The sequence below is a fragment of the Bacillus sp. LLTC93 genome (assembly GCF_002993125.1).
Classification (GTDB): Bacteria; Bacillota; Bacilli; order Bacillales; family Bacillaceae; genus Bacillus; species Bacillus zhangzhouensis.
On record NZ_PVME01000002.1, the window covers coordinates 670458 to 696199 of the forward strand.

The 25742-nt window shown below is 40.6% G+C and carries 28 protein-coding genes and 2 pseudogenes; 7 read left to right on the forward strand and 23 right to left on the reverse strand.

The features are described from left to right. Window positions 1-68: 68 nt before the first annotated feature. Window positions 69-1571, reverse strand: a complete 1503-nt coding sequence (cls, locus tag C6W18_RS08625) for a cardiolipin synthase (protein ID WP_223251656.1) — start codon at window positions 1569-1571, stop codon at window positions 69-71. Between the two features lie 497 nt (window positions 1572-2068). On the opposite strand from cls, the gene C6W18_RS08630 reads away from it, so the two are divergent. From C6W18_RS08630 to C6W18_RS08640, 3 genes are all read left to right on the forward strand, one after another. Continuing rightward, entirely contained in the window at window positions 2069-2353 is a 285-nt protein-coding gene (locus C6W18_RS08630) for a hypothetical protein (protein WP_223251657.1), read from the forward strand. Window positions 2354-2396: 43 nt separating this feature from the next. Then, a complete protein-coding gene (locus C6W18_RS08635; protein ID WP_105927265.1) occupies window positions 2397-2783 on the forward strand; it encodes a hemopexin repeat-containing protein in 387 nt (128 codons plus the stop codon). Between the two features lie 370 nt (window positions 2784-3153). Beyond that, window positions 3154-3471, forward strand: a complete 318-nt coding sequence (locus tag C6W18_RS08640; RefSeq protein ID WP_105927267.1) for a YolC/YozM family protein — start codon at window positions 3154-3156, stop codon at window positions 3469-3471. A gap of 129 nt (window positions 3472-3600) precedes the next feature. Here the strand turns inward: C6W18_RS08640 and argS are convergent, their stop codons facing one another. From argS to speE, 5 genes are all read right to left on the reverse strand, one after another. Further along, window positions 3601-5274: an arginine--tRNA ligase gene (gene argS, locus C6W18_RS08645; protein WP_105927268.1), complete on the reverse strand. Its 1674-nt coding sequence runs from the start codon at window positions 5272-5274 to the stop codon at window positions 3601-3603. Beyond that, window positions 5271-5693, reverse strand: a complete 423-nt coding sequence (locus tag C6W18_RS08650) for a YwiB family protein (RefSeq protein ID WP_105927270.1) — start codon at window positions 5691-5693, stop codon at window positions 5271-5273. Before C6W18_RS08650 ends, argS begins: the two co-directional genes overlap by 4 nt. A 124-nt stretch (window positions 5694-5817) precedes the next feature. Beyond that, entirely contained in the window at window positions 5818-6165 is a 348-nt protein-coding gene (locus tag C6W18_RS08655) for a hypothetical protein (RefSeq protein ID WP_105927272.1), read from the reverse strand. A gap of 80 nt (window positions 6166-6245) precedes the next feature. Further along, the gene (gene speB / locus C6W18_RS08660) at window positions 6246-7118 is read right to left on the reverse strand and encodes an agmatinase (protein ID WP_105927274.1); all 873 of its coding nucleotides are present in this window, start codon (window positions 7116-7118) and stop codon (window positions 6246-6248) included. A 69-nt stretch (window positions 7119-7187) separates the two neighbouring features. Then, a complete protein-coding gene (gene speE / locus C6W18_RS08665; RefSeq protein ID WP_105927276.1) occupies window positions 7188-8018 on the reverse strand; it encodes a spermidine synthase in 831 nt (276 codons plus the stop codon). A 226-nt stretch (window positions 8019-8244) separates the two neighbouring features. Here speE and C6W18_RS08670 point away from each other — a divergent pair, with 226 nt between their 5' ends. After that, window positions 8245-10314 (forward strand): transglycosylase domain-containing protein, encoded by a 2070-nt coding sequence (locus C6W18_RS08670; RefSeq protein ID WP_105927278.1) that lies wholly within the window; start codon window positions 8245-8247, stop codon window positions 10312-10314. 131 nt (window positions 10315-10445) lie between these two features. Here the strand turns inward: C6W18_RS08670 and C6W18_RS08675 are convergent, their stop codons facing one another. Both C6W18_RS08675 and C6W18_RS08680 read right to left on the reverse strand, forming a co-directional pair. Next, window positions 10446-10964: a YwhD family protein gene (locus tag C6W18_RS08675; protein ID WP_105927280.1), complete on the reverse strand. Its 519-nt coding sequence runs from the start codon at window positions 10962-10964 to the stop codon at window positions 10446-10448. A 12-nt stretch (window positions 10965-10976) separates the two neighbouring features. Further along, window positions 10977-11639: a site-2 protease family protein gene (locus C6W18_RS08680; RefSeq protein ID WP_034318205.1), complete on the reverse strand. Its 663-nt coding sequence runs from the start codon at window positions 11637-11639 to the stop codon at window positions 10977-10979. A gap of 107 nt (window positions 11640-11746) precedes the next feature. On the opposite strand from C6W18_RS08680, the gene C6W18_RS08685 reads away from it, so the two are divergent. Continuing rightward, the gene (locus tag C6W18_RS08685) at window positions 11747-11932 is read left to right on the forward strand and encodes a 2-hydroxymuconate tautomerase (RefSeq protein WP_003214939.1); all 186 of its coding nucleotides are present in this window, start codon (window positions 11747-11749) and stop codon (window positions 11930-11932) included. A gap of 55 nt (window positions 11933-11987) precedes the next feature. On the opposite strand, the gene C6W18_RS08690 is transcribed toward C6W18_RS08685, so the two are convergent. The 4 genes from C6W18_RS08690 to C6W18_RS08705 form a co-directional block, all read right to left on the reverse strand. Further along, entirely contained in the window at window positions 11988-12800 is an 813-nt protein-coding gene (locus C6W18_RS08690) for a zinc-dependent metalloprotease (protein WP_034318200.1), read from the reverse strand. A 225-nt stretch (window positions 12801-13025) separates the two neighbouring features. Continuing rightward, window positions 13026-13526, reverse strand: a complete 501-nt coding sequence (locus C6W18_RS08695) for a YwgA family protein (RefSeq protein WP_034318197.1) — start codon at window positions 13524-13526, stop codon at window positions 13026-13028. A 30-nt stretch (window positions 13527-13556) separates the two neighbouring features. Beyond that, the gene (locus C6W18_RS08700) at window positions 13557-14858 is read right to left on the reverse strand and encodes an HD domain-containing protein (RefSeq protein WP_105927282.1); all 1302 of its coding nucleotides are present in this window, start codon (window positions 14856-14858) and stop codon (window positions 13557-13559) included. 170 nt (window positions 14859-15028) lie between these two features. Next, window positions 15029-15250 (reverse strand): YuzB family protein, encoded by a 222-nt coding sequence (locus C6W18_RS08705; protein ID WP_003215259.1) that lies wholly within the window; start codon window positions 15248-15250, stop codon window positions 15029-15031. Between the two features lie 242 nt (window positions 15251-15492). On the opposite strand from C6W18_RS08705, the gene C6W18_RS08710 reads away from it, so the two are divergent. After that, window positions 15493-16293, forward strand: coding sequence for an RsfA family transcriptional regulator (locus C6W18_RS08710; RefSeq protein WP_034318191.1), 801 nt, complete (start codon window positions 15493-15495; stop codon window positions 16291-16293). A gap of 34 nt (window positions 16294-16327) precedes the next feature. On the opposite strand, the gene C6W18_RS08715 is transcribed toward C6W18_RS08710, so the two are convergent. From C6W18_RS08715 to C6W18_RS08725, 3 genes and pseudogenes are all read right to left on the reverse strand, one after another. Next, a complete protein-coding gene (locus C6W18_RS08715) occupies window positions 16328-16561 on the reverse strand; it encodes a DUF5970 family protein (RefSeq protein ID WP_034318189.1) in 234 nt (77 codons plus the stop codon). After that, on the reverse strand, window positions 16558-18834 hold the full coding sequence (locus C6W18_RS08720; protein WP_105927284.1) for a glycosyltransferase: 2277 nt from the start codon (window positions 18832-18834) through the stop codon (window positions 16558-16560). The genes C6W18_RS08715 and C6W18_RS08720 overlap by 4 nt, the downstream gene beginning before the upstream one ends. A 118-nt stretch (window positions 18835-18952) precedes the next feature. Continuing rightward, window positions 18953-19234 (reverse strand): annotated as a pseudogene (locus C6W18_RS08725) (tetratricopeptide repeat protein); the annotation flags it as partial. Window positions 19235-19709: 475 nt separating this feature from the next. Here C6W18_RS08725 and C6W18_RS08730 point away from each other — a divergent pair. Beyond that, window positions 19710-20555, forward strand: coding sequence for a hypothetical protein (locus tag C6W18_RS08730; protein ID WP_105927286.1), 846 nt, complete (start codon window positions 19710-19712; stop codon window positions 20553-20555). A gap of 73 nt (window positions 20556-20628) precedes the next feature. Here the strand turns inward: C6W18_RS08730 and lipL are convergent, their stop codons facing one another. From lipL to C6W18_RS08775, 8 genes and pseudogenes are all read right to left on the reverse strand, one after another. Beyond that, window positions 20629-21474 carry an octanoyl-[GcvH]:protein N-octanoyltransferase gene (lipL, locus tag C6W18_RS08735; protein ID WP_105927288.1) on the reverse strand — a complete coding sequence of 282 codons (846 nt, stop codon included), beginning with the start codon at window positions 21472-21474 and terminating at the stop codon, window positions 20629-20631. Between the two features lie 282 nt (window positions 21475-21756). Next, the gene (locus C6W18_RS08745) at window positions 21757-22143 is read right to left on the reverse strand and encodes an SMI1/KNR4 family protein (RefSeq protein WP_105927292.1); all 387 of its coding nucleotides are present in this window, start codon (window positions 22141-22143) and stop codon (window positions 21757-21759) included. Window positions 22144-22223: 80 nt separating this feature from the next. Beyond that, window positions 22224-22456, reverse strand: a pseudogene (locus tag C6W18_RS20625) (hypothetical protein). Window positions 22457-22558: 102 nt separating this feature from the next. Beyond that, on the reverse strand, window positions 22559-22921 hold the full coding sequence (locus tag C6W18_RS08755; protein ID WP_105927294.1) for a hypothetical protein: 363 nt from the start codon (window positions 22919-22921) through the stop codon (window positions 22559-22561). Window positions 22922-22937: 16 nt separating this feature from the next. Continuing rightward, window positions 22938-24608 carry a T7SS effector LXG polymorphic toxin gene (locus tag C6W18_RS08760; protein WP_105927296.1) on the reverse strand — a complete coding sequence of 557 codons (1671 nt, stop codon included), beginning with the start codon at window positions 24606-24608 and terminating at the stop codon, window positions 22938-22940. A gap of 11 nt (window positions 24609-24619) precedes the next feature. Beyond that, window positions 24620-24898, reverse strand: coding sequence for a YwqI/YxiC family protein (locus C6W18_RS08765; protein ID WP_105927298.1), 279 nt, complete (start codon window positions 24896-24898; stop codon window positions 24620-24622). Between the two features lies 1 nt (window position 24899). After that, a complete protein-coding gene (locus C6W18_RS08770; protein ID WP_223251659.1) occupies window positions 24900-25307 on the reverse strand; it encodes a YwqH-like family protein in 408 nt (135 codons plus the stop codon). Between the two features lie 166 nt (window positions 25308-25473). Continuing rightward, window positions 25474-25740, reverse strand: coding sequence for a hypothetical protein (locus C6W18_RS08775; protein WP_034318169.1), 267 nt, complete (start codon window positions 25738-25740; stop codon window positions 25474-25476). Window positions 25741-25742 lie beyond the last annotated feature (2 nt).

Sequence of the window (25742 nt, forward strand, 5' to 3'; positions counted from 1 at the left end):
ATTTTCAATTATAGAGGAATCCTCATGAAAATACTAGATTCGGAAATGATTTCTTCTAATGGGAAGGGTCACAACACACCTGAAAACAACCGGGCAAACGATTCCTTCAAACGCTCTTTTAAGCCTCTTTTATAAAAATGAACGGGTCCCATTTGCTCACATTCCTTCATATCTTCCTCATAATGGGCTATCAATTGCTCGATTGGCTTCTTCGCGGCTGTAAAGACATTGACCTCAAAATTGAGCTGAAAGCTTCTCATATCCACATTTGCGGTACCGACAGAGGCAAGTTCCCCATCTGCGATCATGACCTTTTGATGCATGAAGCCTTTTTGATAGTGATACACCTTGATGCCCTCTTTCAGAAGCTCAGCAAAATAGGATCGTGTGGCGTATTGTGTGAGAAAGCCGTCATTTGTCTCCGGTACCATCACACGTACGTCCACCCCTCTAGTGGCAGCGATTTTTAACGCTGTGCGAATCGACTCATTTGGCACAAAATACGGTGTAGCAATCCAGACAAATTGTTTCGCATTTGAAATGAGTGCATCATATAAATCACTCATACTTTCCTTCATATCTGGTCCAGTTGGTACAACCTGAATGACATCCTCTCCTGTCACAGGGTGCGGCGTATGATACTTCGGATCATCAATTAACACTTCATCTGATACATACTCCCAGTCCAGCATGAAAATGGAATGAAGGGTTTGAACAGCCTCACCCTTTAACATCGCATGCGTATCACGCCAAAAGCCGATGCTTGCATCTCGCCCTACATATTCCTTCCCGACATTTAACCCGCCGACAAATCCCGTTTCCCCATCAATAATCACGATTTTTCGGTGATTTCGGAAATTGAATTTTTGATTAAAGAATCCATATTTTAAAGGCAGAAAGGGAGCGACTTTTACACCTGCCTGCTTCAATCGTTTAATATCTTTTCGAGAGAAGCGAATGCTGCCTGCCGCATCATAGATGAAGCGAACCTCTACCCCTTCTTTCACTTTTTCAATCAGAATCTCCATCATTTGGTGACCGAGGAAATCAGATTTAAACATGTAATATTCAATATGAATGAACGTTTTTGCCTTTTTCAACTCTTCAAAAATCCGGGGAAAGGTTTCCTCCCCATTCTTTAAAATCTCCATATCACTATTTGTATTCACATGCATTCCTGTCGCTTTTTCTGTGTAATCAAAAAAAGCACGCTGATTCTCGGTTAAACGTGTTTCATCCGGCTTGCTCTCAAGCTCAGATATTCTACGTAACTTTTCACGGTTATACATTCTCTTCGATTTGAACAAATGACCTTTTACGTAGAGCTGCCCCGAGAATAAATAAAACATATAGCCAATGATCGGGAAAAAGATCAGCACATATATCCATAACAATGTGTGCTGTGATGTCCGGTTCTCTAGCATCAGCGAGATGATACTAAATAAAATAATGGCGATATAACTAGCTGCGTAAAGCTGAAAGCCCCATGCTGGCACTGGCCACCAAAACACCACATATGCCCCGAATATCATGAAATATAAAAATAAAAATTCCAGTCTCCTCTTTTTCACATTCTCCGCCCTCATTCGTTTCTGTCTTTTTCTCTTCCATACCCTTTGCACAGCTTGTATGAAACGCACGGTCCACTTCTTTCTTCTAGCCTAGCTTTGACAGTCTGAAGCAGTTTGATTCTTTACATTCGGGCGTCTACCGTCCAGAATCATGTCATATTTGAAAAAAATCATCAAATAACGGCTGAGAGACAAAAAAACGAACTCTGTTTTTCTCCACTTATATCATTTCGCATTACAACCTTCATTACGTTGAATTATACAATCTCTTCTTTACTTCTTGTTGATTGTTTCTTTCAGAGTGATGCCACAATTTCTAACACAACATCCGTGAAACAAAGACAAAGTAATGATATGCATATAGAGAACAGGGAATCATATTCAAAAATACATGTTTATGCTGATTTCGTGTTATTGTTTTGGTCACTTTGAATAATTGCATAAAAAACACAAGAGAGGAGATAAATAAGTTAAAGACAAGAAAGGATGTGTTCGAAATGTCAATTAGTTTCGGCGGATGGGAATTTCAAGATATGGAAGGTTGTAATTTACCCCAACCTGTAGCAACAGCATTCAGCAAGGCTTTTGAAGGTTTTGTAGGTGTTCAATATGTCCCGGTTCTATATGTTGCTTCTCAGTTAGTTTCTGGTAATAACTATTGTATTATCTGTAAAACGACTGCTACTACTAATCCCCCAATACAAGGTTGTAAAGTGGTCATTATATATGCTGATTTGGAAGGTAATGCTCATATCACTAATATACATGATGTTATTCATTAAAACCAAAACTGCACTGTTTTGATTCGGAATAGAGTTTTATTGAATGATTAGGGATCTTAAAGAAAAGGTAGATTCAGGCTACCCGTTACCAATCGAAAATAATTGGCCTGGGCTTTGGGCCGCCAGAATTGATGCAGGAGTGGTTTTAAACAACGAAGTAGCTTGGTTTTTCAAAGATTATAAATACATGCGCTATGATATTAAAATGGACAAAGTAGATCCATCCAACCCACTTCAAATTATCAGTGAGTTTCCAGGATCATGGTCTCATTCAATAAACGGAATGCTGGTATGGCCTACTAATAAAAAAGCATATATGTTTAAGGGTTGGAAATATTTGCGATATGACCTCAATAATTTCGAGGTGGATTCTGGATATCCATTATTCATCAAGAACAATTGGCTTGGGCTACTTGGTTATCTCAGTTGATTTCTATATTTCAATGATAAAGAAATTTATAAATGGGGGCAGTTAAAATTAAGACAGCCTATCATAAAGCCAAAAGGCACCTGTACATCAGGTGCTTTTTTCTATGACATGTTTAAAAAATGTGATCCAAACCTTCAGCCCCCTCGTTAAGTAGGTGTACAACGAAAAGAAAGGAGGGACAAACATGTTTTCAGATGTCCTCAGCCAACTATTTGATTCTATTTCTAACATTATTAATACGCTTGGTTAATTTTCAAAACCCGCTTTCTCTAAAAGATAGCGGGTTTTTTATTTAACAAAGAATTCTAGTAAATTAGATGTTATGATCTAGTAAAGGAATATATTAACTTATTTTACAAAAGGAGTTATAATGAAAAAACGTTTGATTGGTTTGTTTTTTATTGCTCTTTGTATCCTTGGATTAAATTCCACTTCAAATGCTCTCACTCTTTCTGAAGAGGAATTAGATGAACAGGTAACACAAGTATTAGACGCATTATGGAAAGAGCATGGATTGTTTCATTATCAAATTGTTAAGACAGATCCAACGATTTCCATTGGTATCAATGCTTCAAAAGATATGGCAGGTTTGCAATCTGTATTAGAAAAGAAACTTCCTAAACAAGCATTAGAGCTTTATGAAATTGAGATTTTTAAGAGAAATAAAAGTGATATGAAAGCTGAATGACGAAAAATATAAACAGAGCATTCCTTCAACGATACATTCATAACAAGATAAAAATTTTATAAGTTCTTCACACACCTTCATTCACATCAAAAAAACCCACTCTTATTCAGAGCGGGTTTCTTCGTGTTCTTACATCTTTTCCGGTGCAGATACACCAATTAGTTTTAATGCATTAGCAAGCGTAATTTGTGTCGCTTTCATAAGCGATAGACGTGCTATCGTTTTTGTTTCATTTTCAACATCAATGACCTTCTCGGCATTGTAGAAGCTGTGAAGGGCTGATGCAAGGTCATAAATATAGTTCGTCACGCGGTGCGGAATACGTTTTTCAGCTGCTTCTGCTACAACTTCTGGGAAGCTGCCAATGATTTTCAGAAGATCGTATTCTTTTTCCGATTGAATGTGAGAGAAATCTGCTTTCTCAAGGTTCGGCTCGTAGCCTTTTTCTTGACCTTGACGCAGCATGCTGCAAATTCTCGCATGCGCATATTGCGCATAGTAGACAGGGTTTTCGTTAGACGTAGAAATCGCTAAGTCTAGGTCAAAGTCCATATGTGTCGCCGCACTTCTCATCGCAAAGAAATAACGAGTGGCATCTAAGCCTACTTCTTCAATCAGATCACGCATTGTGACTGCTTTTCCTGTTCGTTTACTCATTTTCATCTTTTCACCGTTTTTGTAAAGGTGAACGAGCTGAATGATTTCTACTTCAAGCTTATCAGCAGGATATCCGAGGGCTTGGATGGCCGCTTTCATTCGAGGGATATAGCCGTGATGGTCCGCTCCCCAAATGTTAATAAGCTGATCAAAGCCTCTGTCCAGTTTGTCCTTATGATATGCGATGTCTGGAAGCAAGTACGTGAAGCTACCGTCTTTTTTAATCAGCACACGGTCCTTGTCATCACCAAAATCAGTTGAACGCAGCCATGTTGCGCCATCTTCTTCAAAGATATAGCCTTTTTCACGAAGCGTTTGTAGCGCCGGTTCGATTTTGCCGTTTTCATATAAAGATGTTTCGGAATACCATACATCAAATGGAACACGGAAATTCTCAAGGTCTACACGTAATTTTTCTAATTCGTATTTTAATCCGTACTCACGGAAGAATTTCATACGCTCTTCTTCTGATTCATGCACGAAACGGTCACCAAATTCATCAGCAAGTTTCTGCCCGATGCCTTTGATGTCTTCTCCTCTGTAGCCGTCTTCAGGCATTTCTTTTTCAAGACCGAGTGCCTCAAAGTAACGTACTTCTACAGATAAAGCGAGGTTATTGATCTGATTCCCAGCATCGTTGATATAGTATTCACGGCTCACATCGAACCCTGCTTTATCAAGGATGTTGCAAAGGGAATCACCTACAGCTGCTCCGCGTGCATGTCCAAGGTGAAGATCACCTGTTGGGTTTGCTGAAACGAATTCGACTTGTACCTTCTGGCCACCGCCGGTATTCGTTTCGCCATATGCCTCTTTTGCCTCAAGGACAGCTGGGATGAGTTTTGTTAAATACTGATTGTTCATATAAAAGTTGATGAATCCTGGACCTGCGATATCCAGTTTTTCAATAGAAGCTTTCCCTTTGTCAAACGCATTGACAATGTCTTCTGCGATTTGACGAGGTGCTTTTTTCGCAATGCGGGCAAGCTGCATCGCCATGTTGGTTGAGTAATCACCGTGCGTTTTCTCTTTTGGCACTTCCAAAAGGACATCTGGCACCTGGCTTTCCTCGGCAAGTCCTGCTTTGACGACTGCCGCAATGATTTCTTCTTTTAACGCATCTTTGACCTGTTCTGCGATATTCATGAACGTAAATCCTCCTTATACGAAATCGATAATGTATGTAAATGCTTTTGATCTTCACCTGTCAGCATATCGTACGTAATGTGTAGTAAACCCTTGTCCGCATCGAGATCAATGCCATGTGTGTGCACATCGAGCTGAAGTGTACCGAATGGCATCGTGTAATGTGTCACGGTCGTTTCACCAATGAGAAAGCGCTGCTTCATTTGAACGGCACCTGATCTCATGACAAAAATTTCTTTTTCACTCATTTTCACAACGGTTTTTACTTGACCCATTTCATGTTCTTCATGGTAAGTGAGATACGTTTTGTCATTCTTCTCTTGATACGTTCCAGTTGTTCGGAATTCGATCGTTTCAGCCGGCTCCGTCTCTGGTTTCATCACTGACTTTACATGAATTGAAATTTGGTTTTGTGTCATTTTGCACTTCCTTTGCTAAGACCCGTTTAACTAAAATAGTATACCATATTCACGATCGCCTATCATACCATCATTTCTCTTCTTCACTAGGATTAAACTTCGTTTTTGATCTTCTAGAATCACTTTAGAAAAAGAGGAAAATGAAACTGACCAATATAACGAGCACAGTCTTTAATCCCAAGTCCTTTCTCTTTATGAAATAAAATAGAGCTTGTATGCCTGAACTTGCCAAAAATGCCTGAAAAAAATCAAATGGAACGATATGCGCTTGCTTACATACCACCTGCATCAATAACGCAATGCCAGTGAGATAGAAAAAACCTCGATCCTGAAACAGACCAACCATCTCTTCCTTTGCCTTTTTTTTCGAACTAAAAATGGGCGGATCGGCTGCCAGCTCTTTTTTCAGTGTGAGAAAACCTGCCGCTAACACACATAAAGCGAGGATCACCATCAATATAGAAGAAACCATGAGCTGCCTCCTTTATCTTTTTGCCCAATGTCAAAAAAGAGCTTGTCCACATGAGATGACAAGCTCCTCTATCAAAAGGTTTATTTCACAAATCCAAGCAACATTTCACGCAAAAGCTTGCTCGCTGTATTCGCTGTTTGGTCAGAATGATCATATACAGGTGCTACCTCAACTAGGTCTGCACCGACTACTTGGACATCAGAGCCTGCAATCGCATGAATGGATGCAAGCAGCTCTTTTGATGTAATACCGCCAGCATCCACCGTGCCTGTACCAGGTGCATGAGCTGGGTCTAATACATCAATGTCGATTGTCACATAAACTGGACGCCCTTTCAGCTTTGGCAATACTTGCTTCAACGGCTCCAGCACTTCAAATGTAGAAATGTGCATACCTGCTTCTTTTGCCCATTCAAATTCTTCTTTCATCCCAGAACGGATGCCGAAGGAGTATACATTTTCAGGTCCAATAAGTCCTGCAACTTTACGAATCGGTGTCGAATGTGAAAGCGGCTCACCCTCATATTCCTCACGAAGATCCGTATGTGCGTCCATATGGATGATCGCCAAATCAGGGTATTTCTTATGAATCGCACGGAAAACTGGCCAAGACACAAGATGCTCTCCGCCCATCCCTAATGGGAACTTCCCTTTTTCTAAAATACTATCGACATACTCTTCAATTAAATCTAAGCTCTTTTGTGCATTCCCAAAAGGAAGTGGGATGTCACCCGCATCAAAGAATGGCACCTCGTGAAGCTCACGATCTAAATAAGGGCTGTATTCCTCTAAACCAATCGATACTTCACGGATGCGGTTCGGACCGAAACGTGATCCTGGGCGGTAACTGACTGTCCAGTCCATCGGCATGCCGTATAAAATGACCTTTGCATCTTCCCATGTCGGTTGACTTCCAATAAACACTTTTCCTGAATAAGCCTCGTCGAATCTCATGCAAGATTCCTCCTTTTACGCTTCAAAAAATGCGCAAACCGTCATTTGCGCATTTCCATTTCGCTTGATTTATTTCAATAAGTCGCTCACAAATTTCGGCAGAACGAATGCCGCTTTGTGCAATTCTTTTGTGTAATATTTTGTTTCAATATCAAAGAAGCGGCTGTCTTCCACAGCAAGTGGATCATATTTTTTAGAACCTATTGTAAACGTCCAAAGACCGCTTGGATACGTTGGGATATTCGCTGTGTAAAGCTTTGTGATCGGGAAAATTTCCTTTACATCACGCTGTACATTTGTAATCAACTCTGGTGTGAACCAAGGGTTGTCCGTTTGTGCAACGAAAATACCGTCTTCTTTCAGTGCTTTTGAGATTCCTGCATAGAAACCTTTAGAGAACAGGTTCACAGCTGGTCCAACTGGCTCAGTCGAGTCAACCATGATGACGTCATACTCGTTGTCAGCTTCCGCAATGTGCATAAAGCCGTCTCCCACTTTGACATCCACTCGAGGATCGTCTAGTTTCCCAGCAATAGAAGGAAGGAATTTCTTCGAGTATTCGATGACCTTTCCGTCAATATCAACAAGTGTCGCTTTTTTCACACTTGGGTGTTTGAGGATCTCACGAATCACACCGCCGTCTCCTCCGCCTACGACAAGAACATTTTCCGGGTTTGGATGAGTGAAAAGAGGAACATGCGCCACCATTTCGTGGTATACAAACTCATCTTTCTCAGATGTCATCACCATGCCGTCTAAAAACAGCATATTGCCAAACTCTTCTGTTTCCACCATTTCTAAATGCTGAAAGTCTGTTTGTTCTGTGTGAAGGGTTTTCTTCACCTTTAATGTAATGCCAAAATTCTTCGTTTGCTTCTCTGTATACCAAAGTTCGCTCATTGTCCATCTTCCTCTCATCCAATAATAAACAAACATCTATTGTTAGCGCCTTATATCGGCTATGACTATATCGATTGTCCAAGAAAAAAGTATAGTGGATTCATATCAAATTGTAAAGAACCGCATAACATATCTTCACTTTTTAAAGTACGCTCATGCAATCGCTTGTTTAAAACGGTTTTCTTTGTTCCATACTGATAAAAAACCGTCAAAATGGGGGCTTTGCATGGACACAATCATGAGTAATAAAAAAATCCGCATGACCGTGAAAACGATTCGAGCCTGCTTTTTTATTGGCTTGCTCGCTTTTCTATTTGCAGGCACTGTCTTTTTGACGATTCTATTACTTGCAAAGTGGCAAGGTGCCCCTTCTGTTCAAGTTCCCCAATCCACGACCATTTATGCAGCAGATGGCTCAAAACTTGGAGAGTCAACCTTTGGAGAAAAGAGGTATTGGATCCCGTTAAAGGACATGTCCCCTCATATCAGGCAAGCAGTTGTAGCTGTTGAGGATAAAACCTTTTATGAGCATCATGGCTTTGATGTGAAACGGATGGCGGGTGCTGCGGTAGCCGATATTCGTGCAATGGCAAAGGTACAAGGTGCCAGCACGATCACCCAGCAATATGCACGAAATCTTTATTTAGATCATGATAAAACGTGGAAGCGGAAGTGGAATGAAGCCTTTTATACGATCCGCTTAGAGCAAAACTATACAAAAGATGAGATTTTAGAAGGATACTTGAACACCATTTATTATGGTCATGGAGCGTACGGTGTGGAAGCGGCGTCCCGTCTTTATTTCGGGAAAAAAGCGAAGGACTTGACCCTAGCCGAATCAGCCCTGCTTGCTGGTATCCCAAAGGGACCCTCCCTCTATTCTCCTTATGTGAATGAGGAGAAAGCCGAAGCAAGAAAAGCCATGATTCTAAGGCAGATGCAAGAGGATGGCATGATTTCAAAAAAAGCAGTCGCTGATGCCGCAAAAGAAACGCTGTCCTATCGTCCACTCAAGCAGAAGCAGCTGCAAGCAAAGCAAGCCCCGTACTTTTATGATGATGTGATTAGAGAATTGAAACAAACCTTGGGGTTAACAGAGGAACAGATCGAAACCTATGGACTTCATATACAAACGACCCTAAATCCAGAGTTACAGAACATCGCAGAGAAGACATTGAAACAAACGATGAATTCTCATTCAGACATCCAAGTCGGCTTTACCGCCATCCATCCCCAAACAGGACATGTGCTTGCCCTCATTGGGGGAAGAGATTATGAGAAAAGTCCATTCAATCGGGTGACACAAGCCAAAAGACAGCCCGGTTCGACAATGAAACCACTTCTCTATTACATTGCCTTGCAAAATGGTTTTACACCAGCAACTGTCATGCGCAGTGAGGAAACGGTTTTTGAGCTGGATGATCAAGGAAGTGGTGCTGCTTATTCACCAAGCAACTATCACGGCTATTACGCCAATGACGGCATTACGATGCTTCAAGCCCTGGCGCTATCTGATAATATTTATGCGGTCAAAACCCATCTGTTTTTGGGCATGGAGCAGCTTGTACGTGCAGGTAAGACATTTGGTATCAACGAGAAACTAGATCAAGTGCCCTCACTTGCCCTAGGCACGTCTCCTGTCAAACCAATTGAAATGACCAACGCTTACGCTATGCTTGTCAATGGTGGAAAACGCGTCAAACCAACCTTTATTACGAAAGTAACAGACGCAAAAGGCAACGTGCTCTTTGAGGAGAAACAAAAACGAGAGCAAGCCCTAGACGAAAAAGCAGCATTTGTTACCACCGACATGATGTCAGGGATGTTCAATGATCAATTAAATGGCTATACAAGTGTTACTGGACGTACCATTATGAAGGATCTTACGCGAACATACGGGGGGAAATCAGGAACAACAGGAGCCGACAGCTGGATGATCGGCTTCTCTCCCCAGCTCGTCACTGGAGTGTGGACGGGTTACGATAAAGGGCGCACCATTGACTCGGTCGAAGAAAGCGCCTATGCGAAAAAAATATGGGCTTCCTTTATGGAAACAGCCCTCTCTAAGCAGCCAGCCTCCTCCTTCATGCCGCCAGACGGCGTAAAAGGTGTGTATATCAATCCAAAAACCGGCGACCTTGCTGGTCCAGGATGTGAATCAAAGGTATTCACCTATTTTATAGAAGGAACTGAGCCGACAGGTGTCTGCTATGGTGCTGAGGAGAAATCCTCTGAGCAAGACCCCGTGCAGGATCAAAAACCAAAGAAATGGTGGGAAAAATGGCTGAAGCGATAAATAAAAAAGACATGAAAAACCCCGAGATCTACTACATCTCGGGATTCTCCATGTCCTAGCTTTAACACCAGTTTACTCAAAAAACGGCTGGAATTGGTCATCATTCGCCATTCTTCACAAAAATTTCACAATTATTCAGGAACAGCCAATCCTTCTTTTAATTCATCTGTGGATGCTTCCCATAATGCTTCATTATGATTCTTCAAAAAATCGGCAAGCACTTTTTTCGATACGTCATCCATATGATTGACGACAATTTTGCGCTTCATCGATTTATCCATTAAATTCACATGCTCTGGAAGTGACTTATATCCGCGGCGAATCGAACGGTCGACGGTCATTTCACAAGCCGTCACCCCTGCATAATAAGGTCCGTCTTCTCTGCGGTCAATGGTCACCCATACGAGCCAATACGGCTTTCCGTTTGGCACCTCTTCTTTTGTTTTCAAAAATTTAATCCCTTTTTCGACGGCACTTCTTGCATGCATGGCACCAATATCAATGATAGCTTCCTTTTCCTCTACATCAATGATGACTGGCGAGATATTATCAAGACTGAGGGCGCCTGCCCCAAAACCTCCATGACCGTCAGTTGCATCTGTTTTTTTAATGATATTAAAACCAATCGGTTTCTTCTTTTTACCTTCCATTTGTTAGACCTCCTAAAGCAGCGGTTTCAAAATTAAATTAAACCAGTAAATAATTTGATCTCTCATACTGATCAATGGACCAAACACAAACTGACCGAGTGGCGTAATGACGAATATGAGGAAAATAATAATCCCGTATTGTTCAAATTGCGTCATTTTCGCACGGATGCCCGGACTGACGACGTCCTCAATAATACGATACCCGTCTAGAGGCGGGATCGGTAACAAGTTAAATAGGAACAAAATGACGTTCAAGTTAATAAAGATTAAGAAGAAATTATCGACCCCTGGCTCAAAGCGCATGATCCACTCTCCTCCAAATTTCTGAAGAAGCACATACACAAAAAAGCCCAGAAACGCTAAAACGAAGTTACTTAAAGGCCCAGCGATCGACACACAAATCCCTGCTAAACGCGGGTTCTTAAAATGGTACCGATTTACCGGTACAGGTCTTGCCCAGCCAAACCCAGCCACAAAGATCAAGATCGTCCCGAATATATCGAGATGCTTTAGTGGATTTAGCGTGAGTCTCCCTTGGTTCTTAGCTGTCGGGTCTCCGAAACGATACGCAACATATGCATGCGCCAGCTCGTGCATCGTGAATGCAACAACAAGTGTAATGGCGACAAATGGAATCAGTTCTAATGGATAAGCAAGAAATTGGTTCAAAGGCATGAATCCCTCTTTCTTTCTATACAATGATTTACTTCATTCAGTATACTATAAGAAGTCCCTTAAACTAAAGGGAAGCGTAGCACTAATGGAAAAAGGAGGTTTTTGCATTGCCGATTGTCACCGTTCAAATGCTTGAAGGAAGAACAGACGAGCAGAAAAGAGCTCTTGTGGAGAAAGTCACTGATGCCGTTGTTGAAACAACAGGCGCAGGTGCAGAAAAAGTCTCTGTCATTATTGAAGAAATGAAAAAAGAACACTATGCTGTAGCAGGAAAGAGAATGAGCGACCTGTAAGCATATAAAAAAGGACAAACACCTCTGTGTTTGTCCTTTTGTCTCTTATTCTATCTTATCTGTACCATGCTTTATTACGGTTCACTTGATTTTTGTGAGCCGCATCAAAGTAATCAACTGTATAGGAATAATCATAATTCATTAAGCAGACAATTCCACTGCCTTGAGGGTCATGCGGCAAGCCAAAGTTATGGCCGTATTCATGCGTAGCGGCTTTTGCTGTATTCGCTGTTCCTTGATCAAGGTTGACGGCGAATGCACTTCCGCGCGGTGCACTATTGTATACATAAGCGATACCGCCAGCGTCAAAGTTTGGATTTGCTGTAAATCCTGTGACAAAGTCGTACCCTCTGCCATCAAAGCTGCGCTGAAGGTTTGATAGAATTTGCTCTGCATTTGATCCAGAAGACGTCCAAGATCCTACTGCTTGCACCACAAAGTCCACATCATGATCGCGGTTAAAAGTGACGTCCGCTTGCTCGATGATGCTGACAATCCGCGTCTGCCAATCACTATATTTCGCTCGATACTGCGCATCAGCAACTGCATAGACTGTCACTTTCTGACTGCCTGTACTTGCTTTTGTTGAAATAGAATCACCTGTATTGGCCTTAAAGGTTCTGGAGCCTACCTGCTTACCAGACTCATCTAACACCTTTGTTGTGACATCTCGTTCAATGGAAGGTGCTGTCGTCAAATCTTTAAAATCATTTGCCTTTGGCAACCCCTCACCAATATGTGTTTCGAACGGCGCATGACCATGATCATGCCCATGACCTGCACTCGCTACTGGTGCTGAAGCTGAACTAACCCCCGGTAACAAACTACCTACCAATAAAAATGACAAAAAGACTGAACGCTTTTTCATTCCTATCCCTCCTTTGTTTTTCACAAGGTTATATATTCACTGAAAATTCACCATTTTCCTTCTTTTCAGTCAAAAACAGGGAATAAGATGCACAGGAAGAAAGTCGAATCACGTCATTTTCACTAATTTTTCGGATATTTTGGCACAAATTTCATCGAAAAATAGCGCTTTTGGTCTGGGTCTTACAAAACAAAAAAAAGCCCTAAATGCTGGGCTTTTGCGAAACTAGTTCAGTTCCTTCAACTGATCGATATAAAGAAGAGCAGCTTCAAATTCTTCGTCCGTATAGCGCTGCTTGCTTTTAATGGTGAAGACCTTTTCCTTTACCTCATCTTTTGGCAGATCATCAAAGTATAAAATCGTTGAGACAAGCTCTAGAAAACGAGACGATTGCTCGTTCATCTGCTGCGTCAGCACTTTGAGGTCAGGCATGTCCACTTCACACTGATCGAGAAACTCTTTCCCATTGTCCGTCAGCGAATAGCGATATTGATAGTATCCGCCCTTTTTTTCCTTCATTTCGTCCAAGAATCCAAGGTTGCACAGCTCTTCAATTCTGAGCGTCAACTCCTCTGAATAGGGGCCATAAAAATGAAAATCGTATTTCTCGTAAAAAGGCAAATCTAGCTTTTTTGCTATGTAAATCATCTTTTGCAGCTTCTTCCGTCCAACGATTTCCCCTGATTCAGAGAATACCTTCATCAACTTTGCATGCTCTTTCAACAAATTCCCGACATCTCCTTTTTCAGTACTTCCTTATCCCAATCCAAGCAGCTTCATGATCGCCTTCTTTTCTTCAGCTTTTTCCGACATATCTACAATTAAGTCCATCGGGAAATAAAGTTTATGATCGGTTCTTCGTTTACCGGAAATGGCGTCAACAATATCTGACTGTCTCGACAGTTCTTTAATATGACCACTTTGCGTCAAGAGGTGTATTGGCAGCCTCTCTTCTTCCTCCCCTGGTCTGTAGAAATCATAGGGCAAGTCAGAGGAAGAGTCGACCACTAAATAATAATCAGGATCAATGCCTGCCTCCTTGAACAAGGCGGTCAGCTTGAAATATTTCGTCATTTCTTCATTTGGATTAAACTCTGTATATTGGAACAATCGGCGGTTCATAAAACGGCGGCACAAATCAGCCAGCACATGATCTTCTTCATCTTCCCACGCCTGAAAATAAAATAAGACAATGGATTCATCCAGCTTAATATAGTCCTCTGTGGTGACATTCCCTTCAAAAATCGAATAAAAATGAACAGGGGCATGTGTAAATATATAGCCAGTTTCATGCAGTTCTTTTGCACGATGAAGGATTTTCGTTAAAATGACTTCCGCACTGCGTGTCACTGGGTGGAAATAAACTTGCCAGTACATTTGATAGCGGCTCATAATATAATCCTCTACGGCATGCATCCCGCTCTGCTTCATCACAATCTGATCTTCTCTCGGACGCATCACACGCAAAATACGCTCCATATCAAAGTGGCCATAGCTGACGCCTGTATAGTAGGCATCACGCTGCAAATAGTCCATTCGGTCAGCATCAATTTGACTTGAGATCAAACTGACAACCTGTTTGTTTTGATAGGTTTTAGCAATGACTTCCGCCACATGCTTTGGGAAATCATCACTGACCCGGCGAAGCACTTCATTTACTTCCGTTTGCCCTAAAATAATATCTCTTGTAAACAATTCATGATCTAAGTGGAAGACCTTTTCAAAGGAATGAGAAAATGGACCATGACCGAGGTCATGAAGCAAGGCGGCACTGAGTACAAGCTCACGCTCCCCTTCATCCCATTCAGGTCGTCCTTTAAACACATCATCGACAATCCGTCTCACAATCTCGTATACACCGAGTGAATGATTAAATCGGCTGTGCTCTGCACCATGAAACGTCAAGTAAGTGGTTCCTAGCTGTTTAATTCGTCTCAGGCGCTGAAACTCTCTTGTTCCTATTAAATCCCATATTAATGCGTCCCGTACGTGAACATACCGGTGCACAGGATCTTTAAATACCTTTTCTTCAGATAATTTCCCTTTTGGATACGCCATCGTTTCGTCCCTCTTTTTTTAAGACGTGTTTCTATTATATCGGGTAACTTTTCCCGAAAACATCCTTGAATTTGCTGGTGATTGTGTTCTCAAAGATTACACGGACGTAAAAAGCCCGACCTGACAGGGACGGACCTCTTTTTAGGTCGACTGAACACATTCAGTGACATTTATTTGACTTTTTTTTGAACCTTTTCGAGTAACTCATCTTCTGTTGGTGCGGATAATGGGCGATTGTTCACAAACGCAAAAGCCTTTTTTCGTCCTGGACCACAATAGGATTGACAGCCAATCTCAATTTTTGCATCAGGGTCAACCGATTTGAGTCGAGGCAATAACGTCTTCAGGTTCGTCGCATCACAATCGTCACATACGCGAAACTCATTAGCCATGGTCTTACGCTTCCTTTCAATGATGATACTTCAATCTATCTGAAACAGTTGGACAACAAAGAGTGAATAATATACCACCCAACATTGTACATCGAAGCGGCTGGACTTGCAAGACGCATTGTAACCGCCGATACGTGTTCACATAAAAGCTAGTATTTTCCACTATCCTTTTAGCAAACTTGTATAAACCTTCTTCAACTTGGCTAATCTAATACCATCAAATCATATGGGGGTTTAAACACATGTCAAAACAAAGACAAGATGCTTGGTCAGAGGAAGATGATCTTCTTCTGGCAGAAACCGTCTTACGCCATGTCAGAGAGGGCAGCACACAGCTGAATGCGTTTGAAGAAGTAGGAGACAAGCTGAACCGCACCTCAGCGGCATGCGGTTTTAGATGGAATGCTGTCGTGAGGCATCAATATGAAAAAGCCTTGGCACTTGCCAAAAAACAGCGAAAGCAACGAATGCGTGCACTCGGCAATGGCCAGCCTGCGAAAAAACGATTACTCTATCAGCCGCAAGTAGAAGAAACGATCACACAGGAGGAATTCTCTCAAGAGCTGGAACCAGCGCAAGACAAAACGTTTGCACCAGCAGCCGAAACAGCAGAACAGCTCCAGTTTGTGGATCAAAGCTACAATGAAGAGTTAGCTAGTTTATCACATTTATTGTCACAGGCTTCCCACGTCGCAGAGAAAAAGCCAGAAGCCAATCCATTTGGACAGCGTCAGGAATTAACCATCGAAGATATCATTGATTTCTTACGCCGCTATGAAGGTGATGGACAGCAATCCACTGCATTACGTATGGAAAACAGCCGCTTAAAACGAGAAAACAACGAGCTTTCTCATAAAGTCTCCCAGCTAGAGGCTGAAGTGAAAAAGCTTGAAAAGGATCAGCTCACCATTCAAGAAGATTATGAAACACTCGTCAAAATCATGAACCGTGCAAGAAAACTAGTTTTGTTTGAAGATGACGACAATGCCGCACCAACCTTTAAAATGGATCGTAACGGCAACCTTGAAAAAATGGCAGAATAACAAAAGGTGCTCCCCGCATGCGGGAAGCACTTTTTTATATATCCAAAAATAGCATCACACTAAAAAGGACATTGATCAAAAACACAAACATAAAGATATACCTGACCTGTTTCACCTGAAAATCACCAAAAATAAAAATATAAAGCCCTGCGATGCCAAGTGTCAGTACAGGCTGAAGAAATGGTACTAAAAGCGAAATGCCATAGCCGGCTCCCATGATGACAGGAAGCCATAGTAAGTAGAGATAACCACCTTTTTTGGATTTCAAGAAACCACTCCCTCTCTTTCTTCTATCTGCTTGATTTTAGGCTGAACAAACTTGAGTCCAACCATTGTACGGCCGCGCTTTCGTGATGTCCAGACCGCAACCGCCGGCTGATCGGTCAGAGATTCTGTGTCAATGGTGATCAGCACTTTCTCATGTAATTCAATGGAAGCTTCAGACTCGATTTTACACCCAGATAAACTGATATCATGTATGATCATCGGCACCTTCTCTTCTAATTGGCTCTCATAGGAAAACGTTCCTGTCACACCTTGCAAAGGTCTTCTCAGCCATTTGCGCTGCAAGGCCTTTGGCACTTTCTCTGTTTCTCTCAAAAAGCGAAGAAACGTCCGTACAGCATAGGATTTTTTCTCACGATCCGTAATCGCTACATGCTCTCGTGTGAATAAGAAGCGAATCAGTGATAGATACTCTGATTTTTGTGTGTCAGTAAAAGCAACACCAACCATCAGCTGGTCTCCCTCTGAATGGCTCCAAACCACATCACACGCCACACTTTCATCCTCTAAAAAGAATAATTGCATTTGTCCTTGATTTAGAGAAGAAGCTTGATCCAATGGAATGGATAGACGTGCACCTGAATCACTCATATCTAGTAGAAAACAAGCGATAGACTGATCTTGATGATCAGAACGAAGGTGCCCCTCTTTTTCAATGACAAATCGCTCTGATTTCCGATAACGCGGACGATCAAACGCCACAATCAGTGCCATGAATAGACCTGCACCGTTATAAAGCACCCAAAAAATATTAATCAGCATGAGATCCGCATTCATCGTCCCCTTTACCTTCACTTCATATCCTATTTTCACAAGGACAAGCAATGAGAGCAGCAAGAAGATCAAATGGGGAATCATCGTTTTCAAATGAAAATGTCTTTTGTCCGTTTGAATTCCCTTCGGTGTGACAAGAAATTCAACTCTCTTTTTCAAAAACAGCTCACTTAAAGCCACACCTGCTAGGTGGAATGCCATAGAGCTTTCGTAAATATGACTCCAAAACATACTTCTTTTTTGATTCGACACAAGTTTAAACGCTAAATACGAACTGAAGAATGCCGGCAGCCAAAACATGAAAATGGACTGGAAATCCGCCCAGAAACTTTGAATACCAAACAATAAAAACAAAATCGGCGTGAGAATATAAATCATTTTAAACAAACCGTTAAACCAATACACAATGCCGTCTAAATAAAGAACTCGCTGCATCAACGTTAAGCCGCGAACCTTCAAAGGATTAAATTTACGGGCACACTGAATGTTCCCTCTCGACCACCGGTCTCTCTGCTTTAACAAATCAAGCCAGCTTTCAGGTGCCAGACCGACGGCTAATACCTCTCCGACAGACACAGATTTGAATTTCCCTTGGAGAAGCATTCCTGTCGCCATGTCTTCAGTAATCACCCCAGTAGCAAATCCACCAATTTCATCTAAGGCCGTTCTTCTAAATACAGTATTACTCCCCACATACATGACAGCATTAAACCGATCCTTACCAGCTTGGAGGGTTTGCATAAAGAAGTCCTGTTCGTTTGGAATTCGATCCTTCGAGAACATATTATATTGAAAAGGATCTTCGTTATAAAACGCCTGTGGAACTTGAACAAACGCAGTCGCTCCATCATGAAAGTAAGGCACTGTCTTTTCTAAAAAGGCTGGAAGGGGGACCATATCTGCATCAAGAGTCAGGATCAGCTCCCCATTCGTTTGAGACATCGCATGATTTAAGTTACCTGCCTTAGCAAACTGGTTATCTGTTCTTGTCAGATAATGAACACCAAACTCAGAAGCAAGCTGCTCTACAGCCTCCCTCTTGCCATCATCACATAAATAAATTTGAACGCTTTCCTTTGGATAAGAGAGATTCAAACAACCAGCAACCGTGCGTTTCAGCACTTCAATTGGTTCATTATATGTAGCTATGAAAATATCAACTGTTGGCAGCCTTTCAAGATCACTGATCATGACTTGTTTCCTGTTTGAAGGCTTCCAAACAAGTGTATAAAACACAAGCAGCTGTAAAAATCCAATACATTCACAGGCAACAAGCAAAATCCCCATCACAATATTAAATGTACCTTCATGCGGCAGTGTAAAGAAGAGACGCCAGCAAATATATGCGGCATTTGTTAACACACAAAGCACAATGATGATTTTTTTCACAGTAGAAGCTATTGGCTGTATACGATACATCACATACAGCACAGACAAAATGCAAAGCATGAATAGCGGGTAATACGTGGTGAATAATGACAACAAATTCCCTTCTTTCTTACGCCATAAATGACCATCACATATAAAATTTCATAACAAAGGAGAGGATTCTTCCATTACATTGCCCCTCCGAATCTATTTGAACAACCAAACCAACTGATTATTTCCACAATGTATCTAACTGATTTGAATAAAAATCAATCGCTTTTCGATAACTCAAAATAGCAGGATCTTTTGTTGTTTCAGTTAAACAGTTCAGTAATATTTCCATCGCCTTGCGATGTTCTTTCAAATTATACAAAGTCATGGCATAGAACGTTTGAATAGCTTTGTTATCCGGATAAGTTTCCATCCCGTTTAGGAATATGTGTTTTGACTTTTCATATTCTCCTAACGTTCTGTACGTACTTCCTAACCCTAGTAAAGCGTCTTCTAGTTCTTCTCCTAGCTGTTTAATTGATCGAAGGAGCTAAAATCCTATTAAACCCAATATTATATATGTCTCGCATGAACATAACGGCGTACTGGATCTTTAAATACTTTTTCCTTAATTTATTTCAAATTTTACGATTATCCATCGTTTCTTCTCTCTTTTTTAAGACGTGTTTCTATTGTATCGGATAATTTTTTTTGAAAACAGCTTTAAATTTGTAGGTGAATGTCTCCATAAATAGCATCATACTTTAACCAAAATTACGAACATAAAAATATAAAGATCGACATTGGCCTAGCCCGCTCCCATAATGACAGGAAATAATGGTAAATAAAGGTAACTGATTTTTTGGGATTTCATCACAACTTCTCCATTTTAATTATCTGCAACTAATAAACTAAAAATGAATTTATTTGAAATAATGTTAATTTCTAACGAGAAATTCCGATATACATATTAATACTTAAAAGGGAGTTGTTAAATATTGAGGAAAATACTATTTGGGTTAGTGATCATTATTTTATTAAGCACTATCTCCTTTAACGCACAAGCAGCAGATGAGCCAAGTAATTCAATTGAATTAAAAAGAAATAATAATTTTATAAAGCCAGATGAAACTCAGACAACTATTACACATGCAGAGGATCGACGACTGTATAAAGTTTCCCTTGGCATGAATAAGACAGAAAAACTAACCCTTCGCTCTTCTAAAACATTTGATGTCATAATTACTAATCCTAATAGTGAAATCATTTCACAAAGTAGAGGAATAGGAAGAAGCACGATTAATGAAGAAGGAACAGCGCAAGTTGAATTTCCAACGAATACAGTAGGAGATTATTTAATTTACATTGAACCTTCTGATGATAAAAAAAATCAATTTCCCTATGAATTAAATGTTGCTGTAGGTGTGCCTGTTTTGTACCCTATTCCGACCTCCTCGGTTATGGAAAAAAGGATTACGCTTAACCAAGCTTCGATTACGTCATTTAATAAAACTAGCTCGCTACAATATTTCGACCTATCAAATGACAGTTCAATTCCAGATAATAGTTACATAACAGAAGTTAGAACTGATGGTCCTGACAGCGGTCGAAATTCACTAAGTCTATATACATTGAAACGAAGTATACGTCCAAATTCTAGTATGACCTGGATTGACACAAAATACCCTGATTTCAAAATCTACCCATCATATTACCCTAATGGAACATGGAATCCGGTTAAACAAAAGTATGCCTTCAAAATATATGCATTAACATTTAATCAGCCTGGAACATACACTTTTTATCCTAACATTTATATTGGCTATAAAGTTGAATTAAAATAATAGAGATAGATCGACAAAATGCCTTGATTGTTTTGTCGATCTAAAATATATTTTTTAAAAATTTACTTCCCCTTCACGAAAACACCTTTTCATTCCGTTCAATCATCCGCGTCATGTTTTTCTCAAAATCTAGCTGTTCCTCGGTGGTCAGTCCTGAAGCTATCAGTTGTTCGCTCAGCTTTTGGAGTTCTTCTAGTAAAAGACGCATCAGAAGCGCACAATCAATTGGTTCTCCAGTTAATTCTGATAAAGACGCCATCGTATCTGGCTGTATATCAGGAAATACTGCCTTCACTTCTTGCCGTTTATCCTTTAAGGCGGCATCATAAAAACGGCGGATTAAGTCGGCACGTTCCCGCCCGCTTCCATCTGCACACAAATAAATCTGCACAGCAACTCCACCGCGTAATCTACGCTGAGAAATGCCTGCAAATTTCTTTCCATTGATGCTTAGATCATAACTGCCAGGACAATAAGAGCCGACAATTTCGTAGGCTTCAATCTCCACCTCATACATTGCCAGCATTCGGCGAATCAACGCCACCATCGCATCATATCCGCGGTCAATATCAATGCCCTTCTTTTGTTCCGCAAAGATTAAAGACACATTCAGTACACCTTCATCCAGCACCACAGCAAGACCGCCTGAATTGCGCACAATCACACGATAGCCCTCTTCCTCAAGCAGCTTCACACCATCTTGAAGAAATGGAAGTCTTGTATCCTGAATACCAAGTACAATCGTCTTATGATGCACCCAAGAACGGGCTGTTGCTGGTGAGAGCCCCTTCCCCACCGACGCACAAAGCGTATCATCCATAGCGAAGGATTGCTTCGGGTCTACATAGAGACCCAGGCTTGACTGATCTATGATTCGCCATTTCGGCTGTGTCAGTAATTCAATAGGTTCATTTTTCATCTCCTGCATATCCTCTCGTTCATAAACTGTGTTTATTATAACATGGAAGGAACATGGGATGAATGGAGGGAAAATAAGAGACTTGTCAGTTATTCATTTCAAAAAAACTCTATGACATTGGGCGTCACAGAGCGTCTCAGCTGGATGATTTGGTTTTCTTGTTCTTGGTTTTCATGATGAAATAAACAGTGGCGAACAAAATGAAAGGTACCCCAATTATGAGGCCGGCAGCGATCAATGTGTTCCAAGGCAAATCGATCATCTCCTTTATGGATCATGTTTCTATGTACAGCCATCACTTACCCATTTTATCAAGTTTTCGGTCATCAACTCCGCATGCTGAGGGTCCATCACACCAGCATCGACGATCCATACTTTTTTCTCTTCTTCAGCCTGCTGCATGAGAAATACTTGCCCGCCGCCATCATCGCCAATCGCCACATAGCCGTTTGCATAATGGTGGACCTCCCTCGTTTCATTACGTTCCACAATGTCCTCAGTACCGTATAGAAGTAGCTCACCGCCAATGGATAACCCATTGGTATGTTTCAGTAAGGCTTTATAGGCATGAGGCAAAATCATGTTGAGTTGGAATTCTGCCTCTTTGATGTGTATGTCAGTTGCTGGTTCGTTCATGAGCAGGTTTGGGATTTGAGGTAAATTGATCATTTTTTGAGAGCCTCCTAAAAGGTTGAGATATATTTTAAGCAGCTGACTTTTTCATGAACCTTTTATACATTCGCTTTATGTCATTCGTTTAGAAAGGGATTTAGATAGTCATTGTCACTATCCAAATAAGCTCTTACACCGACTATAATACAGACCTTTTGGAAATCTTCATTGTTTTGAATAATCCTTCGAGCATCCTTATATCTTTTATATATTAATTGGAGAACACCTTGATTATCTTATGAGAATATTCTTTCACTAGAATGTCTATTACTATTTGAACTTGTTTAGTTAGCTCTTCTTTTTTGTTCATTTAACGCCACTAAAGACTCCGCACTTTTTCATTCCCTTATCAATGCAATAGAGTGTAGGTATACTATTTTTCAACTCTATTTATTTAAGACTTCACCTTATATTAATAAATATCTAATCGTTGACAACTAAAACTTATAAAATCGCCTTCAGCTATATCTCCTGGTAGATTGTTATCCAATTCTAATAAAAGTTCACCTATTTTCACTTTTTCATCATGCTTATCAATTAATTGTCCTATAAATCTATAGCTAAAATTATCATCTAATTTTTCAATTCTATACTCTGTCATTTCAACTTTCACAAGGTCTGAGACATTTAAACAATAAATAGGCTCTAATAGTTCACTTTCTTCAAGGTAATTTAATGGTTGTGCAAAACACATTATTTCAAGTTCACCATCTGTTACAATTACTTCAGCTTCTGAAGCTTCTTGTGAAATCCAGTTTATTTTTTTTATTTTCAATACGATCACTCTTTTCTTACTTCTTTGTTTTTATCCCCAAACTTGGTGCTTTTTTAGAAAGTTCTTTAACCGATTTTATATGAAATGTGGTGACATTTCCTGTTTTTCTATCGAGCCCAACAAATCCGTATTTTGCACTTCCCTTTCCACCAACAAGTCTCACATATCCATTCAGTTCTGGTACATATTGTCCCTTCTGAATAAGGTGATTTGCATCTTCAAGATAATTTTTGATATTGTATTGGTTTTTACCCATTGCATCCATTATCTCTTTACTATGCTTTTCATAATGAATAATAGCTTCATCACCTTTGAATTTAATCAGTTCACCCGCACCCTTAGCTGGCTTCTCAATCCTCTTGACCACATTCTTCCCTTGATCCATCTTAAAAACATATTTCCCGCCCTTGATGATTTTCATAAATGGGATAATAGAGGTTGCGGATAGGGCTTGGTCGGTGCTGCTGATTTTTTTGCTGGTTTCGGGGTCTTTGCCTGTGACAGCTCGGTAGCCGTCATAGATGCCGCTGTATTCTAGGATGATGTTTTCGGTAGTTGAGACGACTTCACCGTCTAATATGCGTTTGGCGTTTCCGCGGCTTCGGCTTTGTGGGATTTTGTCGACTTCTTCAATTCTTACTTCGCCGTTTGCGATATACGTTCGAATGATTTGTTTATTGGCGTAAACGGTATATCGGCCGCCTATAAAATTAATGTCTGATGGGTTTGTGACGACTTCATCTGCGATGTCGAATTCTTTTAACTTTTTGATTCCTTTTACGTTGTATAGTTTACCATTTACCACCCTGATGTCTCTATGAATCTTGTTTTTTCCGCTTACGGCTTCCCTTTGCAATGTCGTAAGCGATGGCTCGTTTGCTTTGACTTGTTTGTTGATGTTTGGGTGGGTGTCACCACGAACAACCGTCTCCACATTCGCCCGTTCTTTCTCACTCAGCTTCTTAAGTATGATCATCATCGGATTGTCTTTCGGGTTGTCTATTTTGTCATTCAATCCACTGATCGTACTGCTCACTTTTTCTTCTTTTCCATCTTTAAAAATAGATCCCTTTTGATAGCTCGTGATCTCGATTCTTGGACCGGTGAACATAGTACTCAAGGTGTCTATGTATTGCTTCATTGTTTGAAGGGAGCTTTTGGTTTCATTTAAAGCACTCGTTTGTTCTCTGTCAAATGCATGAAGCAGTCCAATGGTTCTTGAGGTCTCGAGCCAGGCTTTTTGATAGCTCTGCTGAAAAGCAGATTCATCTATACTTGGTAAATGAACAATATGACTGACTCTGCCGGTGGCGTGGCTCACATCTGATACGATTTCAGAAATCGCACGCTCAGCTTTTTTTAATCCTTGATCAAGTTCGTGTTCGATAAATGATTGTGAAATAAAACCGTGCTGGTTTGATTCAAGGGCATGAAGTGCCTGCTTTGTTTTTTTCAATGCAGAGCTGTATTCCTCAATGACGACCTGAAAGAATTGCAGGAAGGGGATATGGCATTCTGTATAAAACGCTCGGATGGCTTGTCCCGCTTCTCCCTTTAGTGCACCATCGAGTGAAATGATATGATGAATTTGTTTTTCTAAAGAGCTGATATGTTGTGATTGCTGCTTTAACGTATTCAGCGTTTGATCAATTCCGTTTATTAGCGCAAAGGCGTCAAGGGTTTTCATTGCGTTCTCCTTTATTTTCTTTTACTACTAGAAGCAAGCGCCTTGTCCGTCTCAATCATGGTGTGAACGGCTTGTTCTGTTTGTACAAGCTGTTTCTGAAGAATGTCTATATAGGATGTACTTAGTTCGTTCAATTGCTGATTGATCTTTTCTATCTTTTCTGTGGTAGTGAGCTCATTTTTCCCTTTGATGGTTTTTGGAAATGTTGAACGGAATTGAGCGCCTGCTTGTTTTGCATTTTTTAATGCTTTTTTCGCCTCATTGGCATCTATTTTGATTTCTCTGCCCATTTTACTTACCTCTTTTTTCTTCTAGTTGTTTCTGCTTTTCTTTCTCTATTTTTCTTTCAACCGAATGGATGTCACGTTCTAACGAATGGATATCCGATGTGAGATCATTGATTTTTTCATCAATTCGATTCAATAGATTGGTCAACTGTGCACCCTTTATCTCTTGACTGGCCGATGCCATCTCATCCCGAAGGCCATCAAACGTATCTGCCAGACTCCCAAACCATGTATGTGAAGTCAGATCTGGATGAGTGATTTTCTTGCTGGCATCTGACAGGGCCGCTTTTGCCGCTTTTACTTCTTTTCGACACATGTTGAGTTCTGTGATTTGTTCTTTTTTTATGGATATGTCTGCCTTTAACGAATACAAGGCTGCTTTATATCCAATGATTGCTCCAGATATCGTCAAACACCTCTATTCCTCAATTAGTCCTCCGTTATGTTACCATTTACTAGCACAATAGGCATATGATTGAAAAAGAATTCAGCAAAAATGAATCGTATGTATTGGGTTTTTATACCTATTTCGTGCACAAAAAAAGCTGAATCCATCAACTGAATTCAGCTTCTGACGCTTATTTTAACGAATCACCAGCTGATGCTGATTCATGATCGCTATATATGGTGTCTTTCTTTTCAGGAATATAATGGAGAGAAAAACCGACAAGACTGAAAAAGGCGCTTAACACAAGTGTTGGGTTTTTGAATAGGTTCGTACTTGCAATGATCATGTCTCCCTTTTGCAAGAGAATCCCTAGGATTTGACCGAATACCAACAAAGTTCCTGATGTTAAAAATAGGACAAGCAGCACTTTAAATAAAAATTCCATAAATGCTCTCATGT